At 36.5% G+C, this 15,909-nt stretch carries 16 protein-coding genes and 1 other RNA gene; 1 reads left to right on the plus strand and 16 read right to left on the minus strand.

Annotated elements, in window-relative coordinates; all coding sequences use genetic code 11:
- Positions 1 to 16 precede the first annotated feature (16 nt).
- The 16 genes from rimP to NPY00_RS01175 form a co-directional block, all read right to left on the minus strand.
- Entirely contained in the window at positions 17 to 643 is a 627-nt protein-coding gene (gene rimP / locus NPY00_RS01100; RefSeq protein WP_442864019.1) for a ribosome maturation factor RimP, read from the minus strand.
- Between the two features lie 151 nt (positions 644 to 794).
- Complete coding sequence (gene trmB, locus NPY00_RS01105) at positions 795 to 1,496, minus strand: tRNA (guanine(46)-N(7))-methyltransferase TrmB (RefSeq protein ID WP_269020186.1); 702 nt, start codon at positions 1,494 to 1,496, stop codon at positions 795 to 797.
- On the minus strand, positions 1,493 to 2,761 hold the full coding sequence (gene metK / locus NPY00_RS01110; RefSeq protein ID WP_269020187.1) for a methionine adenosyltransferase: 1,269 nt from the start codon (positions 2,759 to 2,761) through the stop codon (positions 1,493 to 1,495). The genes trmB and metK overlap by 4 nt, the downstream gene beginning before the upstream one ends.
- 129 nt (positions 2,762 to 2,890) lie before the next feature.
- Positions 2,891 to 3,304, minus strand: coding sequence for a helix-turn-helix domain-containing protein (locus NPY00_RS01115; RefSeq protein WP_269020188.1), 414 nt, complete (start codon positions 3,302 to 3,304; stop codon positions 2,891 to 2,893).
- Between the two features lie 149 nt (positions 3,305 to 3,453).
- Complete coding sequence (gene lnt, locus NPY00_RS01120; RefSeq protein WP_269020189.1) at positions 3,454 to 5,043, minus strand: apolipoprotein N-acyltransferase; 1,590 nt, start codon at positions 5,041 to 5,043, stop codon at positions 3,454 to 3,456.
- Between the two features lie 4 nt (positions 5,044 to 5,047).
- A complete protein-coding gene (locus tag NPY00_RS01125) occupies positions 5,048 to 6,067 on the minus strand; it encodes a hemolysin family protein (protein ID WP_269020190.1) in 1,020 nt (339 codons plus the stop codon).
- Between the two features lie 105 nt (positions 6,068 to 6,172).
- Positions 6,173 to 6,649 (minus strand): rRNA maturation RNase YbeY, encoded by a 477-nt coding sequence (ybeY, locus tag NPY00_RS01130; RefSeq protein ID WP_269020191.1) that lies wholly within the window; start codon positions 6,647 to 6,649, stop codon positions 6,173 to 6,175.
- Positions 6,646 to 7,761 (minus strand): PhoH family protein, encoded by a 1,116-nt coding sequence (locus tag NPY00_RS01135; RefSeq protein ID WP_269020192.1) that lies wholly within the window; start codon positions 7,759 to 7,761, stop codon positions 6,646 to 6,648. The genes ybeY and NPY00_RS01135 overlap by 4 nt, the downstream gene beginning before the upstream one ends.
- A gap of 145 nt (positions 7,762 to 7,906) precedes the next feature.
- The gene (gene miaB, locus NPY00_RS01140) at positions 7,907 to 9,271 is read right to left on the minus strand and encodes a tRNA (N6-isopentenyl adenosine(37)-C2)-methylthiotransferase MiaB (RefSeq protein ID WP_269020251.1); all 1,365 of its coding nucleotides are present in this window, start codon (positions 9,269 to 9,271) and stop codon (positions 7,907 to 7,909) included.
- A 55-nt stretch (positions 9,272 to 9,326) separates the two neighbouring features.
- Positions 9,327 to 9,818: a ribosomal protein S18-alanine N-acetyltransferase gene (rimI, locus tag NPY00_RS01145; protein ID WP_269020193.1), complete on the minus strand. Its 492-nt coding sequence runs from the start codon at positions 9,816 to 9,818 to the stop codon at positions 9,327 to 9,329.
- On the minus strand, positions 9,815 to 10,501 hold the full coding sequence (gene tsaB / locus NPY00_RS01150; RefSeq protein ID WP_269020194.1) for a tRNA (adenosine(37)-N6)-threonylcarbamoyltransferase complex dimerization subunit type 1 TsaB: 687 nt from the start codon (positions 10,499 to 10,501) through the stop codon (positions 9,815 to 9,817). Before tsaB ends, rimI begins: the two co-directional genes overlap by 4 nt.
- 549 nt (positions 10,502 to 11,050) lie before the next feature.
- Positions 11,051 to 11,656, minus strand: coding sequence for a recombination mediator RecR (recR, locus tag NPY00_RS01155; RefSeq protein ID WP_269020195.1), 606 nt, complete (start codon positions 11,654 to 11,656; stop codon positions 11,051 to 11,053).
- A 36-nt stretch (positions 11,657 to 11,692) separates the two neighbouring features.
- Entirely contained in the window at positions 11,693 to 12,019 is a 327-nt protein-coding gene (locus NPY00_RS01160) for a YbaB/EbfC family nucleoid-associated protein (protein WP_269020196.1), read from the minus strand.
- 48 nt (positions 12,020 to 12,067) lie between these two features.
- Entirely contained in the window at positions 12,068 to 13,933 is a 1,866-nt protein-coding gene (locus NPY00_RS01165; protein ID WP_269020197.1) for a DNA polymerase III subunit gamma/tau, read from the minus strand.
- A gap of 255 nt (positions 13,934 to 14,188) precedes the next feature.
- Positions 14,189 to 14,286: signal recognition particle sRNA small type (gene ffs / locus NPY00_RS01170), an RNA gene on the minus strand.
- A gap of 209 nt (positions 14,287 to 14,495) precedes the next feature.
- Positions 14,496 to 15,227 carry a 3-deoxy-manno-octulosonate cytidylyltransferase gene (locus NPY00_RS01175; protein WP_269020198.1) on the minus strand — a complete coding sequence of 244 codons (732 nt, stop codon included), beginning with the start codon at positions 15,225 to 15,227 and terminating at the stop codon, positions 14,496 to 14,498.
- Between the two features lie 109 nt (positions 15,228 to 15,336).
- On the opposite strand from NPY00_RS01175, the gene NPY00_RS01180 reads away from it, so the two are divergent.
- The gene (locus NPY00_RS01180; protein ID WP_269020199.1) at positions 15,337 to 15,897 is read left to right on the plus strand and encodes a c-type cytochrome; all 561 of its coding nucleotides are present in this window, start codon (positions 15,337 to 15,339) and stop codon (positions 15,895 to 15,897) included.
- Positions 15,898 to 15,909 lie beyond the last annotated feature (12 nt).

Below are 15,909 nucleotides of genomic sequence, written 5' to 3' on the forward strand. Positions count from 1 at the left end.
AATGACCCCATTGATATTAATTTCTATAGTTTTCTTCTTGTTTTGAGACGCTGAAGTTCTCTTCAGAAGTCAATTGTTCATCTAATGTGTTGTTTTTTTTCAATGCATCTTGAATAAGTTTATCAGTCAAGATCAAATGTGCATTTGTAACATCAGAAAAAGGAATAGAAATATGGACTTCTTCTCCATAAGCAACTTTATCGGCACTTAAAATAAAACCCTCAGGTTTAACATTTGAAAGTGTTCCGCGAAATTTCTGTCGTCCATCAATTAACGTGCTCGTTTCAATTTTTGCAATATGGCCTTGCCAATGAAAAAAATCAGATTTTCTGACTAAAGGACGGTCGATTCCAGGGGATGAAATTTCTAAATGATATTTTCGCTCAATAATATTCTGCACATCAAGGAAAGGTGAAACAGTGCGACTAACAGTTTCGCAATCTTCTATTGTCATCGTTCCATCAGTGCGTTCTGCCATAATTTGCAGTGTTAAACCATTTAACCCGAGAAGTTTTACACGAACTAAACGAAAGCCCAGAGGTTTGAGCAATGGTATGATAAGAGTAGCGATACGCAGCTCAGTTCCATGCTCTTCGAACAAACGAGGCTCGTCAATATCATCCATTTTTTCTGTTTCGTGCATTATTTTATCCAAGTTACTTTTCTTCATTGTATGATATTAAAAAAGAGCGGATCCACATGATCCACCCTTCATCATAAGATCAAGAATTAAGTTATTTATATTCTTAAACGTAAAATTTTTCAAGCTGTTTGTAAAATAGATGTTTCATCATTTACTTTCTGATAAAAGTTAGATAAGCGGGAGTTCTTCCTTCATATAATGCTTTCGCTTCATAGCGGGTGCTTGGCCATAGCGGATAAGGAACTTTCCAATCTTGAGGATTGTTTGCTTGCCATTCGAAGTCGCTATGGCGTGTACAGTAGTATAAGGTCCAATTGATATAAGTGTCTATATCACTGACAAAGCGAAACTTTTTACCACTTTTAAGAACGCGAGCAAAACGATTGAGATTTTTTATATTAATGAATCGTCTTTTCCAATGCTTTTTTTTAGGCCATGGATCAGGATAGAATAAATCGATTCCATCGAGTGATGCTTTGGGAAGCCAATCAAGAAGACGCGTAGCATCATCGTCATAAAGGCGAAGATGATTTTGATAAGGTTTATGTTTTTCAACACGTGTTAATACCTTGGCTATTCCATTGATAAAGGGTTCTACACCGATAAAACCGGTTTGTGGAAAACGATCCATTTCATGGAGCAAATGTTCTCCTCCACCAAAACCAATTTCAAGTCGAATTTCTTGGATTTTTGCAGAAAACAATGATGTTAAATTAGAAGGCGCAGGTTTATTGAGATCAATATTAAGAGTTGGAAGGAGCTTTTCGAAACACACAAGTTGATTATTGCGTAATCGTTTTCCTTGTCGACGACCAAAAAATGCTTCATTCATACGTGTTTTATATTCAGTCATGGTATTTTAATTATTGTTGTAAGTGTTTGAACAAGATCTGTTTTCTCCCATGAAAATGAGCCGTCGTGTTCTGGTTCTCGTCCGAAATGACCGTATGCAGCTGTTTTTGCATAAATTGGTTTGTTGAGATCAAGATGTTTTCGAATGCCTGTCGGAGAGAGATCCATTATTTTGCGGATTGCGGCTTCAAGAATATTTTCATCAACTTTCCCTGTTCCATGGAGATTAAGGTAAATGGATAAAGGTTGTGCAACACCAATGGCATAAGAAAGTTGAATGGTGCATCGTTCTGCTAAATTTGCTGCGACAATATTTTTAGCAAGATAACGCGCAGCATAAGCGGCAGAACGATCAACTTTTGTTGTATCTTTGCCAGAAAATGCTCCACCACCATGTGGTGCTGCACCACCATAAGTATCAACAATAATCTTTCTTCCTGTTACTCCTGCATCACTTTGAGGGCCTCCAATAACGAACTTTCCTGTTGGATTAATATACCAACTGCAGTGATCAGCAATGCGAATGTCATGAAGAGCTTGACGGATATAAGGTTCAACCACTGTTTGCACTTTATGTGAGTTCCAATTTTCATCTAAATGCTGTACGGAAAGAACGATAGATGTGACTTCTATAGGTTTTCTATTTTTATACCGTATTGTTATTTGACTTTTGGCATCGGGTCCCAATTTTCCAGCTTCTCCTTCTTTTTTATGACGCGCTATAGCAAGAAGTTTTAAAATTTTATGGGCATAATAAATTGGAGCAGGCATGAGGTCTGGAGTTTCACGGCAAGCATATCCAAACATTATACCTTGATCGCCTGCACCTTCTGCTCCTTGACGATCGATAGCATTATCGACTCCTTGAGCGATATCAGCGGATTGTGGACGTAAAAGAACATCAATTTTAACAGTTTTCCAATGAAAGCCTATTTGTTCGTAACCGATTTCACGAATAGCACGTCGAGCAACTGTACGGAAACGAGTTGGATTAATAATAGGAGAACCTGTTTCATCATAAATTAACTTGCCATTTTTATCCTTTTTTAAAAGTGTATCGGGAACACGCACCTCACCTGCAATGACAACACGGTTTACACTGACTAAAGTTTCGCAAGCAACACGGACTAACCACGGGTTAGTCTTTGTTTTGTGTGCTTCTTTATAGATCATATCAACGATCTCATCAGAAATGCGATCACAAATTTTGTCGGGGTGTCCTTCTGATACCGATTCACTGGTAAAAAGATAGTCTTGATGCAACATAAAAACTCCATCAAAAAAAGAAAACCGATATTGAAATGGTATATTAAAAATTTCTTTTATTTGCCAATCCTATGGCAAATCGTCAATGCTGATTGGTGAGGTAATATAAAGAAAGAATATATTTTTTTATTATAGCTTGTTTGTTGGATCTTCTTCAGAAAGAGCTTTAGCCAAATCAATGATTTTTCGACGCACTTTGATATCAGATATATTTGTAAAAGCCCGCATTAATTGAATCCCTTCACTGCTAGAGCAGAAATCCATAAAATTATTTTCACTTTCAGCAAAACCTTCGATAGGTTGAATACCCATGTTTTGATCAAAAAAATAAGAAACGGGAACATCCATAATTTCTGCAATTGCTTTAAGACGACTTGCGCCAACGCGATTTGTGCCTTTTTCATATTTTTGAATTTGCTGAAAAGTTATGCCTAGTTTCTCACCTAATTTTTCCTGGGTAAGACCTAGTATATTACGACGTAAACGAATACGGGTTCCAACATAAACATCTATTGGATCGGGTTTTTTTTTAGTTTCGGTCATAATGCAACTCTTCATTTCCAGCACTTTGTTTTTAAATTAACATTATTAGGTGCACGTAAGATTAGTTTTTATAAATTCAGGTAATATAAAAATTTTTCCCCAACATTACTAATACGCATAATATGATATTGTACATAAGCACTTAATCATTAAAGTTGTTTTGTAGAACCAAAACTAACGCGGCACAATAACATAAGAATGAATAAGATGAAAGTAGAGAATATTCTGTATTTATTGCTCCATAAAGGGGCAATATGAGATGGGATTGGCGAATCAATAACACCAATAGCATTTTGTCCAAGTGCACTAATGATTCGTCCATAAGGATCAATAACGGCTGAAATTCCGTTATTAGCTGCGCGAATGAGAGGTATTCCTAGTTCTATGGTTCGTAATTGTGCTTGTTGAAAATGTTGATAGGGTCCGGGAGTTATACCAAACCATGCATCATTTGTAATATTAACGATTGCTTGAGGAGAAGAACCATTAAAAGTTATTTCATTCGGAAATATGATTTCATAACAGATGAGTGGGAGATAAGAAAAATTATTTGGCATGACGACAGTTTTACGTTCTGTAGCGAAACTATATCCACCCACATTGTCTGCAAGCGCTTGTAAGCCAAATTTACTTAATAAACTTTGATAAGGAAGATATTCACCAAAAGGAACAAGATGCAGTTTGTCAGAAGCGTTAAGAATATTTCCTTGAGAATCGATAACTGCAATTGTATTAAAATACTGTGTTTGTCCGTTAGAAGGATTATTCGTTCTTATTGCGCCGACAATGGCCCATTGTTTGGGTTTAAGAAAAGAAGCAATACGCATGGTAATGGCAGAGGTTCCATTGAGTATGTAAGGAATAGATGCTTCAGGCCAGACAATAAAATCAGGTTCCTTATTTTGAGGCATGGTTGGTGTCATACTGAGTTTTATGTGTGTTGCGAATATGGATTCTTGTTTTGCATAATCTAGTTGCTCACTTTGTTGTTGGATCGAAGGCTGAACAATGCGTACCCAATAGCGACTTTGTTGATAATCAGCGATATTAGGAGCTGTTTTTAAACGATAAAATCCAATGCTACTGTGAATGAATATCAGCAAACAACAAAGAAGAAGCGCTATTTTCTTTTTTTCATTTGTTAACAAAACAGCGGGAAGACTATAAACTAAAACGGCGAGAATATTCATGCCGTAAAGTCCTATAACGGCATCTGATTGCATAAACATGGGCGTTGGCATAGCTGTATAACCAAGGGAATTCCAAGGAAACCCTGTAAATAAAATAGCGCGTAACAATTCTGCTAACCCTAGTGCAAAAGCGAGTACAAAGAAACGCGCTATTCCTTTGATCCATAATAAACTAATAATGAAACCAGCAAGAAACCAATAAAAAGCAAGATAAACGGGAGGGCCTACAATAGCAAAAGGAATTGCCCAAGCAAAGGCAGCTGGACTGACTAATAAAGCATTACTAAGCCACCAAAGACCGCATATAAAGTAACCAAAACCAAAATTTCCACAAGTGATCGCGTGAGTTAGAAGGCGTTTTTTTGTATTTTGAATCGAATTTATTGCGTCTAGGAAAATAACAAAGATGGGGAAAGTTAAAAAACTTATTAATGTCAGATAAAAAGGAGGAAGCGCAAAAGATGTTAAAGCTCCGCACAGAAAGACACACAGTTGTCTTTTCCAGCCAGTGATGGAAAACAGGAAAACTGTGAATCCTTTTAAAAACACTCGATTATCCTTTTAAGGCGACATTTTTTTGAAGATGTTCATTCTCTGGGATACGAAAAATACGCAATTGTTTAATCCGGCGTTTATCGGCTTCTAAAATCCGAAATCGATAGCCGGGAACAGCTTCAATGACTTCACCTTTTGAAGGAATACGATCAAGGACAGAAACGATTAGACCACCAATGGTATCGACTTCGTCACCATCTTCTCCTACGATAAAATCAGGTCCAAGAGCTTTTTTGACATCTTTTAATTCAGTTCTTGCATCAACGAGCCATTTGTTATCAGGTTCGCGTACGATAACATTATCAACGTTATCGTGTTCATCTTCAATATCACCAACAACCAGTTCAACAATATCTTCCATGGAAACTAGACCATCTGTGCCACCATATTCATCAATAACTAAAGCCATTTGTGTGCGTGTGGTTTGCATCCGTGTTAATAATTGACTTGCAAGCATAGAACCTGGAACGAATAAAACAGTTCGAATAAGGTCTAATTGACCAATTGGATGATGTAAGTCTGCATGATTTAATTGAAGAGAATCAGATTTTTTTTCATTTTGTGTTGAGTTTTGAATGAATCGAGTCATATAGTTAAGAATGTCGCGGATATGAATCATGCCTCGCGGATCATCTAACGTTTCAGCGTAAACAGGCATGCGAGAGTGTCCAATTTTTGCAAAACATTCAAGAGCTTCTCCAAGAGGAGTATTGATTTCTAATGCTTCGATTTCAGAACGTGGAATCATAACATCATCAACACGTGCTTCACGTAAGCATAAAATGTTATGAAGCATAATACGTTCTTCTGGAGAAAAGAGTGTTGTATCTTCCTCATTGTTGGCCGCTAAGGCATTGGTCAGATCATCGCGGAGTGATGTGTAATTACGGCCACGTAAAAATGAAAATAGCTGATTCAACAGTGAGTTTTTTTCTGTATGATTAGCCCGTTGAGAGGAGGATTCTTCATGATGAGAAGATTGTTGATTATTATTGTGTATATTAGTTTTATCCGCCATGGTTCTAAAATATTCTAAAGTTTCTTTTTATAACTGGGTGCATAAGATGATTGAAATTGATGCTTGTCATATTATTTTATTTTTAAAATTTAATTCTCTACCATTTCAAAGTAAATCAGTATAGGGATCTTTTATCAAAAGCTTTTGAAGAATTTCTCTTTCCAATTGTTCCATTTGATGAGCTTCTTCATCTGTTTCATGATCGTACCCAAGAAGATGGAGGATCCCATGGATAATCATGTGCGTTAAATGCTCTTGGAATAATTTTCCCTCTTCTTGAGCTTCACGCATAACTGTTTCTCGTGCAATGACAATATCACCAAGCATAAATCCAGGTTTTGTTCCTGCTTTCAAAGGAAAAGCAGGAAAGGATAGAACATTTGTAGATTGATTTTTATTTCTCCATTGAGCATTGATTTCTGCCATATGTTTGTCATCAGTAAAAAGTAAACTCAATTCACTTGTGATATTATCCAATGAAATGTGCTGAAATGTAGTCTGTAGTGCTTTTTTTGTGATATCATAAAGCACTTCTTCTTTTTCCCATTCAGCATTCTTAATGGTTATATCAATGGTAATCATGATGTCTTTAATTCATTTTTTTTATGAGAAGTATTTGTATTGGACTTCTTTGTTTGTGTATCATAATCATATGCACGAACAATGGCGGCAACAAGAGGGTGACGTATAACATCTGTTTCATCAAAGTGAATGATTTTAATATTTTCTATGTTAGATAAAATACGTATTGCTTCTATTAAACCTGATTTCTGTCCTGCAGGCAAGTCAATTTGACTTACATCGCCTGTTATGATCATTCGCGCTCCTTCTCCAAGACGCGTCAAAAACATTTTCATTTGCATGGGGGTAGTGTTTTGCGCTTCATCAAGGATGATAGCTGAATGTGTTAATGTTCGCCCACGCATGAATGCTAAAGGGGCAATTTCTATAACTCCAGAAGTTAAAACGCGTTCCACTTTTTCGGCAGGCATCATATCATAAAGAGCATCATAAAGGGGACGTAAATAAGGAGCAACTTTTTCTTTGAGATCCCCGGGTAAAAAACCAAGATGTTCTCCAGCTTCAACAGCAGGGCGCGAAAGTATGATACGTTCAATAATACCTCGTTCTAAGAGCATTGCAGCGTGAGCAACAGCAAGATATGTTTTCCCGGTGCCTGCTGGTCCAACGCCGAAAACAAGTTCCGTCTGTTCCATCGCACGTATATAAGAGTCTTGCGCTGGAGTGCGGGCATGGATTGTTTTTTTGTGGGTACTTAATTGTGCGGGTATGCGTTTTGCTGCTGGCTGAGTTTTTTTCTGTGTTTCAAACTGATTATTGGGCAAATCTGCCATAGCAATCACACTGTCTATATCGGATAAAATGAGTTCTCGATGTGTTTTTGCGAGTTCATAAAGCTGATTGAGTATATATTGTGCACGTTCAATGGCTATCGTTGCACCACGGATTGAAATCTCATTTCCACGTGAACAAATTTCAACCCCAAGTTTTTTTTCGATATGGGCAAGATTTTCATCAAATTTACCAAACACTGTTTTTGCATAGCTGTTATTTTCAAAAGTTAAAACAATGTAATTAATATTTGATGTTTGAGCTTTTTTAAAAATACGAGTATGTTTACGAAAGACGCTTATTTTTTGCGTTTTTTTCTGCTGTTCGGTTGAGGTTTTCAACCTATTCTCCTGTGTTTTTGAGCATAGTATATTTTCTTAATAAATTCTACAAAGACGATATTCATCTTTATAGAGTTTACATTTCCAATATAATATCTTTCTTTAAAAGTGAAATAGCTTTTTAAAAGTTTGTCTTTTGATGTTTTTAAGATGCTACTTTTTCTCCAACAAAGCTGTTTGAGCTTGCACTTTTAATTTGAATTTCCATAATTGTACCAGCAGTTTCTTGTGTGTCTACAACAACAGGCAACAGCCAAGGAGAACGTCCCACCATTTGTCCAGAATGACGACCAGCTTTTTCAATTAAGATATCAGTTGTTTGACCGATTTTAGAGCGTAAAAATGCATGCTGTTGATCAAGAAGAAGTGCTTGCAAATGTTGGAGACGTGCATTTTTTACTTCTTCATCAATATGATTATTCATTTTTGCACCAATTGTACCAGGACGAGGTGAATATTTGAAAGAATAAGCTGAGCTATAACCGACTTGTTTAATCAGTTTGATTGTTTCTTCAAAATCTTCATCTGTTTCACCTGGGAAACCCACAATAAAATCCCCTGAAAAAGCGATATCAGGCCGTGCTGTACGAATTTTTTCAATAAGTTCAAGATAATGAATACTTTTGTGCTGACGATTCATTGCTTTTAAGATGCGATCGGAACCTGATTGGACAGGGAGGTGCAGATAAGGCATCAGCATATCAAGATCGCGGTGCGCTGCAATAAGGCTTTCATCCATATCACGTGGATGACTGGTTGTATAACGTAGACGTTTTAAACCATCAAGTTTAGCAAGATGATAGAGTAGATCGCCAAGACGCCAAGTTTTTCCATCAGTATTTTGCCCATGCCATCCATTAACATTTTGTCCAAGGAGCGTAATTTCTTTGACACCGGCCTCAATGAGTTGGCGCGCTTCATCTGTAATTTGCTCGACAGAGCGTGATACTTCAGCACCTCGTGTGTAAGGAACCACACAAAAGGTACAAAATTTATCGCATCCTTCTTGGACGGTTAAAAATGCACTGACGCCTCGTTTTTGTACAGCGCGTTTATTATGGGGTGGTAAGTGAGCAAATTTGTCTTCAACAGCATAATCTGTTTCGACAATTTTTTTTCCTTCTTGAGTGTGTTTTAGTAATTCCGGCAAACGATGATACATTTGCGGTCCAACGACGAGATCAACAGTTGATGTACGTCGGAGGATTTCACTTCCTTCAGCTTGTGCAACACACCCTGTTACACCAATCGTTAAAGGTTTATCTGGCGTACGTTTTTGACGGATCATCCGTAATCGACCGAGATCAGAGTAAAGTTTTTCTGCAGCTTTTTCACGAATATGGCATGTGTTGACAAGAATAAGATCAGCGTCATTCGGTGTTTGTGTGGTGACATAGCCTTCAGCACTGAGACTATCGCTCATCCGTTGACTGTCATAAACGTTCATCTGGCATCCGTAAGTTTTTATAAAAACTTTTTTAGGAGCAGTTTTAGGAGCAGTGAGAGACATTTTTTTAGGCGTTGGTTGATTCATAGAGTGTTTCTAAACGTTTTTTATGCAAATCTCAATCTCTTGACTTAAAAGTTTTTTGCATAATAATTGCGTCTGTGCGGTTATTTTGTGATTGATAATATGCAGGGCGTTTAGCAATCTTTTTAAATTTGAAATTTTGATAAAGAGCTAAAGCAGCAAAATTGCTTTCTTCGACTTCGAGGAATAATTTTTCTGTACGTTCATGGTGCAGATGACGCAACATATGATCAATAAGAAGGTTGCCAATCCCTTGTTTACGATAATGAGGATGAACAGCAATTGTTATGACTTCTGCTTCATCGAGAACGAGACGGCAGAGACAAAATCCTAAAATTTTAGAAGGTTTTCCAATAAAGCAGGCTTTATAGCCGAAGATAAAGCGATCTTTTAAAAAGATATCGAATGTTTGTTTGTCCCAAGCTGGAACAAAACAATTGTGATGCACTTGATGAAGAGAAAAGCTATCTTCAGCTTGTAATGGCGCAATCCAAAAATGTTTTTTTATCAGTGAACGTTTAATCATGATTGTTTTCGGGGTATAGCAAAATTCGTTTGTTTTTTTGCATCCGCATTGCGCAGATATAAGGGACGAGGAGACATTTGTGATTGTTTTTCTGCAGCAAGATAAGCATAAATCTCAATGTTTGCTGCTTCGTATGGAATTTGATTAAACTCAAGAATTTTATTGGTTGTATTATTTTTAAGGTGTAAAGCAATAAGATCTGTGGCTGGACCTGTGAGGGTCGTTTTTTGTGGTAAGTTTTCAATAATATTCTCAAGTGTTTTTAAACCAGGTGCGTTTAAAGTTATGAGATTTTTATTGAAATCTTGATGATAAAACATACCTCTCCCTGCTTCTATGGCAACAGTGATGTTTGATGAGATATTTTGAAGAGCCGCTTGTTTTGCTAAGGCTTCAAGTGCGCTTACCCCGATAGCCGGTATTTCTAAAGCTAAAGCTAAAGCTCTTGCTGTTGAAACACCGACGCGTATCCCCGTAAATGATCCTGGGCCAATATTGACGGCAATACGATCAATTTGATCAAGTGTGATATTGGCTTGCTCAGTCACTTCTGTAATTTGTCCAATAAGCTTCTCAGCATGACCTTTTTTCATGCGTTCGCTGATACATGCGATAACAGACTTATTATGAATAAGCGCGGCAGTACAGTAAATTGAAGCGGTATCTATGGTAAGAATAAGCATAATTAAGCATAATAATATTTTAGCTGAGTAAAATGGTAAACGAGGGATATACCATAATTTTTAAATATTTTTCATTTTATTTATATATTTTGAGTTATTTGAAGAAAATTGTAAAACTTATAGATAATATTTTCGACAAAAATATTTTGTAATCAGTGATAAATATTGGATATTCAAATTGAGTTTTTCTTTGACAGCATAGTGAATATTGATTGCTGTATTTTGTTGAAACATATAATGGAAGTTAGTGATTTGAAAAATGATATAATAAGATTGTGTTGTTATAGACAATAAGAAGGATATGACTGAATAAGAGAGAGTATTGCAAACAATGTAATTTATATACATAAGTTTTATATTGTTTTCTATAATATCAATTAGAAGTGTTTCATTATATGTTGGCATGATAAATTTACACTCGGAAACGACTGTAAACGAAACAAGAAATACGATTTAGAAGAATGATAATGGTTATTGATGCAAGTATGTTAATGTGCTTTGTTTCAGTAGTGCATACCAATGTGAGACTGATTTTCTTCTTGGAATAACTTAAAGATTAGTCCTTGCTTGTAGGGCTGCTGCTAAAGTTCCATCATCAAGATAATCTAATTCACCGCCTACAGGAACGCCATGAGCAAGACGAGTAATTTTAACTGAAAAATCAGAGAGTTTATCGGTGATATAATGAGCTGTTGTTTGTCCTTCAACAGTAGCGTTAACAGCTAAAATAATCTCTGTAACAGATCCATTAATCACACGACTTATGAGGGAATTAATATTAAGTTCATCAGGACCAATTCCATCTAATGGCGATAACCGCCCACCCAATACGTGATAACGTGCTGATAAAGTTTTTGCACGCTCAAGAGCCCAGAGGTCAGAAATATCTTCAACAACAATAATTGTCGTGTCATCTCTACGAGGATCTGTACAAATTGAACAAGGATCAATTGTATCAATATTTCCGCAAATAGTGCAAATGCAAACTTTTTTTATGGCTTCTTGCATTGCTGCTCCTAAAGGTTCCAGAAGCGTTTCTTTTTTTTTGATAAGATGAAGTGCAGCACGACGCGCCGAACGTGGACCAAGACCTGGCACTCGTGCTAAAAGTTGAATGAGACGTTCAATTTCAGAACCTGTAATATGTTTAGACATATTTCCGTTTCAATAAAAGTTTAAATTAAAATAAGTTTACTCAAATGGCAGTTTAATACCTGGAGGAATTGGTAATTCTGCTCTTATGCTTTGCGTTTTTTCTTCTACAGCTGCTTTAATTTTTACTTTAGCTTCATTATGAGCGGCTATAATAAGATCTTCAAGAATTTCAACTTCTTCGGGTTTTATTAAGGAAGGATCAATTTTAATTCCTTTCATATCTCCTTGGCCATTTAATATGACATTCACAAGTCCACCACCTGATGTTCCTGTTATTTCTAAATGTACGAGATCTCTTTGAAGTTGCTGCATTTTTTCTTGCACTTCTTTGGCTTTTTTCATCATATCCATCATATCATTCATAAATTTAACCTCCTTTTATAGGCAAAGTGAATCATTGTATTCTCACCTTTAAGAGGTGTCTGATGATAAATCAAGCACGTTTTGTTCTTTATTGAGTCGAATATCAACGACTGTAGCTCCTGGAAAGTGGTTAAGAATTTTTGCAACATCAGGATCTGCTTGCACATCAGAAACAAGAGCTTTTCGAGCTGCTTCACTTTCTTCCTGTAAGGTAGGACCGCCTCCTTGACTGACAAAAGTTATAGCCCAATATTTTCCAGTCCATTGATGGAGCGTTTTTTTTATATCTTGTGCCAGTGAGCGTGGTGCACGTTCATTAAGTCTCAAAATGATATTTTCTGGTTCGAAAGAAACAGGATGAACAAATTCTTTAATAAGCAATTTGAAATGTGTGTCACGATGCTTCTCAGCAAGATCGATAATATCATGCAAAGAATTTATGATTAAGTTTTTTTTTTCTGTTGTAGATTGAAGAGAAGAGTCCGGTGAATTATTCGTTTCTTCAAAAAGCTCATCAGGATGAGTCGCTTTAACATCAGGTGAGTTTTTATTTTCAGAAGTTTCAGTTTTTACGGATTTTTCTAATTGTGCAGAAGAGTCAGATTGATTGTCTAGAGGTATTTTAAGATTTTGCTGGTGTGACGTGGAAAGCAAATTTTGTGCAGAGAAATGATCCTGGGTTGCTTCATTTGTTTCTGTACTATTTATATTTGTTATGGTTTGAGGAGAGTGATTTTGAGCGATTGTAGAAGATATTTTTTCTTTTTCGATATTTTTTAAAATTTCATCAAGCGTTGGTAGATCAGCAGTATGAGTAAGACGAATTAACAACATTTCAGCGGCTTGAATAGGGCGTGCAGCTTGATTGACTTCTTGTAAGCCTTTGAGCAACATTTGCCAACTGCGAGAAAGAACGCGAATAGAAAGTTTTCTTGAAAATTCTAAACTACGTAAACGTTCATCTTCTGTTAAAGACAAATCTTCTTCTATTTCTTGAGTTAAACGCAAACGTGTTACGAGATGATTAAAATCAGCTAATTCTGTCAAGATAATGTGAGGATCAGCGCCTGCATTGTATTGGCTGCGAAGTTCCTGCAGTGCATTTACAATATCTCCTTTCATGATAAATTCAAAGAGATCAATAATACGTGCTTGATCAGCTAGCCCTAGCATTGCGCGCAATGCAATGGTGCTGATTTTTCCATTACTATGTGCAATAGCTTGATCAAAAATAGAAAGCGCATCACGTACAGATCCTTCTGCAGCGCGAGCAATAATGGATAAAGCTTGATTTTCTACTTCAACTTTTTCATTTTGAGCGATTTTACGTAAATGATCTATTAAAACAGCCGATTCAATACGTTTTAAATCAAAACGTTGACAGCGTGAAAGAATTGTAATGGGAACTTTGCGTATTTCTGTTGTTGCAAAAATAAACTTCACATGAGGTGGTGGTTCTTCAAGTGTTTTCAAAAGACCATTAAATGCTTGTGTCGATAGCATGTGAATTTCGTCGATGATATAAACTTTATAGCGCGCAGAAACAGGGCGATAATGTGTTTGTTCAATGATTTCACGAATGTCATCAATGCCAGTATGAGAAGCAGCGTCCATTTCTATGATATCAATATGCCGTCCTTCAATAATTTGTGCACAGTGCTCACCAAATGTTTCTAATGCTGTTGTAGGATGATCAATATCTTTTGTTTTATAATTAAGAGCACGCGCTAAAATACGAGCTGTAGTCGTTTTTCCTACTCCACGAATTCCTGTTAACATCCAAGCTTGCGCGATACGCTTTGCTTCAAAAGCATTTGTGAGTGTGCGCACCATTGCTTCTTGACCAATAAGATCCGAGAAATTTTGAGGGCGATATTTACGGGCAAGAACGCGATAAGCTATCTCTTCAGGCATGGTTTTTTCACGGATTTTAATTTCGAAGCTCTTCTACGTTTATTTCAATAATTTGAAGGATAAGATCAATTACTCTTTTAAATATAAAAGAATTTTTTCTCAATCAATTTATTTTTTAATGAAGTGATATCATTTATCGAAAACTATAAACCTTTTTTATGGTTTGGAGAAGATTATTATAGAAAAAGGAGAAACAACGTTAGAAATTAAAAAAATGATATCCTGAAAGATTATAGAAATAATATCTTCTAACAGATAGGAGGTTGGCATAATGACCCGTACTGTCACTCGTTAGGGCTGCTTCTTTCCAGACCTGACCCGGTTGGCGAGCCGTTCGTCCATCACCAACCTCCCAATTCTATGATCGTTGATTTAAAATGAAAAATCAAGCCAAGAAACACAAAACATAAAAAGAATTCGTCATTTTTTTAATTTGGTGTATATTGGTATTAAGACAAGTTTTGTTTTATATAAACGCTTTCAATCTCATAAAGACAGTTTGTACAAAATCTTAATCACTTTATTTTATTGGCAACAAAATTGCTGCTTTGTGCAATTATTTTTATGTTAAAATTTTGCGGACTTCATCAAGGTCATGTTGCGTATCGATCCCCAAAGGGATTGTATCAATAATTTCTACATCGATGCGCATACTGTGTTCTAATGCACGTAATTGTTCAAGTTTTTCACGTTTTTCGAGACTAGATGGTTCGCATGAAACAAATTGTTCGAGCGCTTTGCGTCGATAAGCATATAATCCGATATGATGGTAAAGAGGGCCATCTCCATAAGGTGCTGTTGCTCGTGTAAAATAAAGGGCACGGATGCGATTTTTTGTCAAAGGTGTGCCAATAATTTTAACAACATTGGGATCTGTTTTTTCACGTTCGCTAACAATTTTTGCGCCTAAAGTTGCAATATCAGTTAAACTGTTTTCTAAAGGTCGTAATGTACTGATAATTTCATTGGGAGTTATTGTGGGCAAATCACCTTGCACATTCAAAATGACATTATAATTTTGTTCGGGATCAATATGAGTTAAAGCTTCATAAATGCGATCAGATCCTGATTGATGATGAGAGCATGTCATGACGCATTCGTGTCCGTAATCTGTAACGATTTTAGCTATTTTATTATGATCGGTTGCAACGATAACACGTCCTAATCCGGATTTTTGTGCTCGTTCAGCAACATGGACGACCATCGGTTTTCCAGCAATTTCAGCAAGAGCTTTTCCTGGAAGACGAGTTGAACCCATACGAGCAGGAATAAGAATAAGAGGTTTAAGGGTCATGATACAGTTCCATATGTCATTATGTTTTTATGGGATTGTGCATTATAAAAAAAAAGTTTAAATTAAATTGATTGCAATTTGTCATGAAAATATAAGCGTTTGAGTTCTGATGAAACGATCGAAATATATCTATCTAGCCTGTATTTGTGTGTTGGGATTGGTTATTTTTATAGGCCTTTTCAATATTAAGGATATGTTTTATGAGAAGTCTGCAGGGCTTCAAGATTCTCGTGATGTTACACAAAGTGATATAGATAAAGAAACACCACAAATGTCTCAAGCGTCTTTATCTTTAAATGAGCGTCTCCAACGGGGTGATGTTGAAAATGGGCGCAAAGTTTTTAGACATTGCGTTGGGTGTCATGCTTCTAGGCCTGATCAATTTCGTCGTGTCGGTCCGACCTTGTGGGAGATTGTTAATCGTCCCATTGCGTCTGTAGAAGATTTTGTTTATTCGCGAGCGCTACGCGCAAATTCTGATAAGATATGGGATTTTTCTACTTTAGATGATTATCTCCGATCACCGCGTGAGGCAATTCCGGGAACAATCATGACATTTCGTGGAATTAAGCATGATCAAGATCGTGCCGATCTTTTGCTATATTTGCGTGGTTTATCTGATAATCCTGTTGCTTTGCCATTTGATAATGAAAGTGGTGAGCAGGAATAGTTGATGCTAGAA

Source organism: Bartonella sp. F02, assembly GCF_026929975.1.
Lineage (GTDB): Bacteria > Pseudomonadota > Alphaproteobacteria > Rhizobiales > Rhizobiaceae > Bartonella.

Excerpts from the sequence above, each read along its gene's own strand:
- NPY00_RS01165 (WP_269020197.1), bottom strand. The coding sequence starts at position 13,933 with ATGCCTGAAGAGATAGCTTATCGCGTTCTTGCCCGTAAATATCGCCCT.
- trmB (WP_269020186.1), bottom strand. The coding sequence starts at position 1,496 with ATGACTGAATATAAAACACGTATGAATGAAGCATTTTTTGGTCGTCGA.
- NPY00_RS01115 (WP_269020188.1), bottom strand. The coding sequence starts at position 3,304 with ATGACCGAAACTAAAAAAAAACCCGATCCAATAGATGTTTATGTTGGA.
- miaB (WP_269020251.1), bottom strand. The coding sequence starts at position 9,271 with ATGTCTCTCACTGCTCCTAAAACTGCTCCTAAAAAAGTTTTTATAAAA.
- NPY00_RS01125 (WP_269020190.1), bottom strand. The coding sequence starts at position 6,067 with ATGGCGGATAAAACTAATATACACAATAATAATCAACAATCTTCTCAT.
- rimP (WP_442864019.1), bottom strand. The coding sequence starts at position 643 with ATGCACGAAACAGAAAAAATGGATGATATTGACGAGCCTCGTTTGTTC.
- NPY00_RS01180 (WP_269020199.1), top strand. The coding sequence starts at position 15,337 with ATGAAACGATCGAAATATATCTATCTAGCCTGTATTTGTGTGTTGGGA.
- NPY00_RS01175 (WP_269020198.1), bottom strand. The coding sequence starts at position 15,227 with ATGACCCTTAAACCTCTTATTCTTATTCCTGCTCGTATGGGTTCAACT.
- NPY00_RS01160 (WP_269020196.1), bottom strand. The coding sequence starts at position 12,019 with ATGAATGATATGATGGATATGATGAAAAAAGCCAAAGAAGTGCAAGAA.
- ybeY (WP_269020191.1), bottom strand. The coding sequence starts at position 6,649 with ATGATTACCATTGATATAACCATTAAGAATGCTGAATGGGAAAAAGAA.
- rimI (WP_269020193.1), bottom strand. The coding sequence starts at position 9,818 with ATGATTAAACGTTCACTGATAAAAAAACATTTTTGGATTGCGCCATTA.
- tsaB (WP_269020194.1), bottom strand. The coding sequence starts at position 10,501 with ATGCTTATTCTTACCATAGATACCGCTTCAATTTACTGTACTGCCGCG.
- recR (WP_269020195.1), bottom strand. The coding sequence starts at position 11,656 with ATGTCTAAACATATTACAGGTTCTGAAATTGAACGTCTCATTCAACTT.
- metK (WP_269020187.1), bottom strand. The coding sequence starts at position 2,761 with ATGTTGCATCAAGACTATCTTTTTACCAGTGAATCGGTATCAGAAGGA.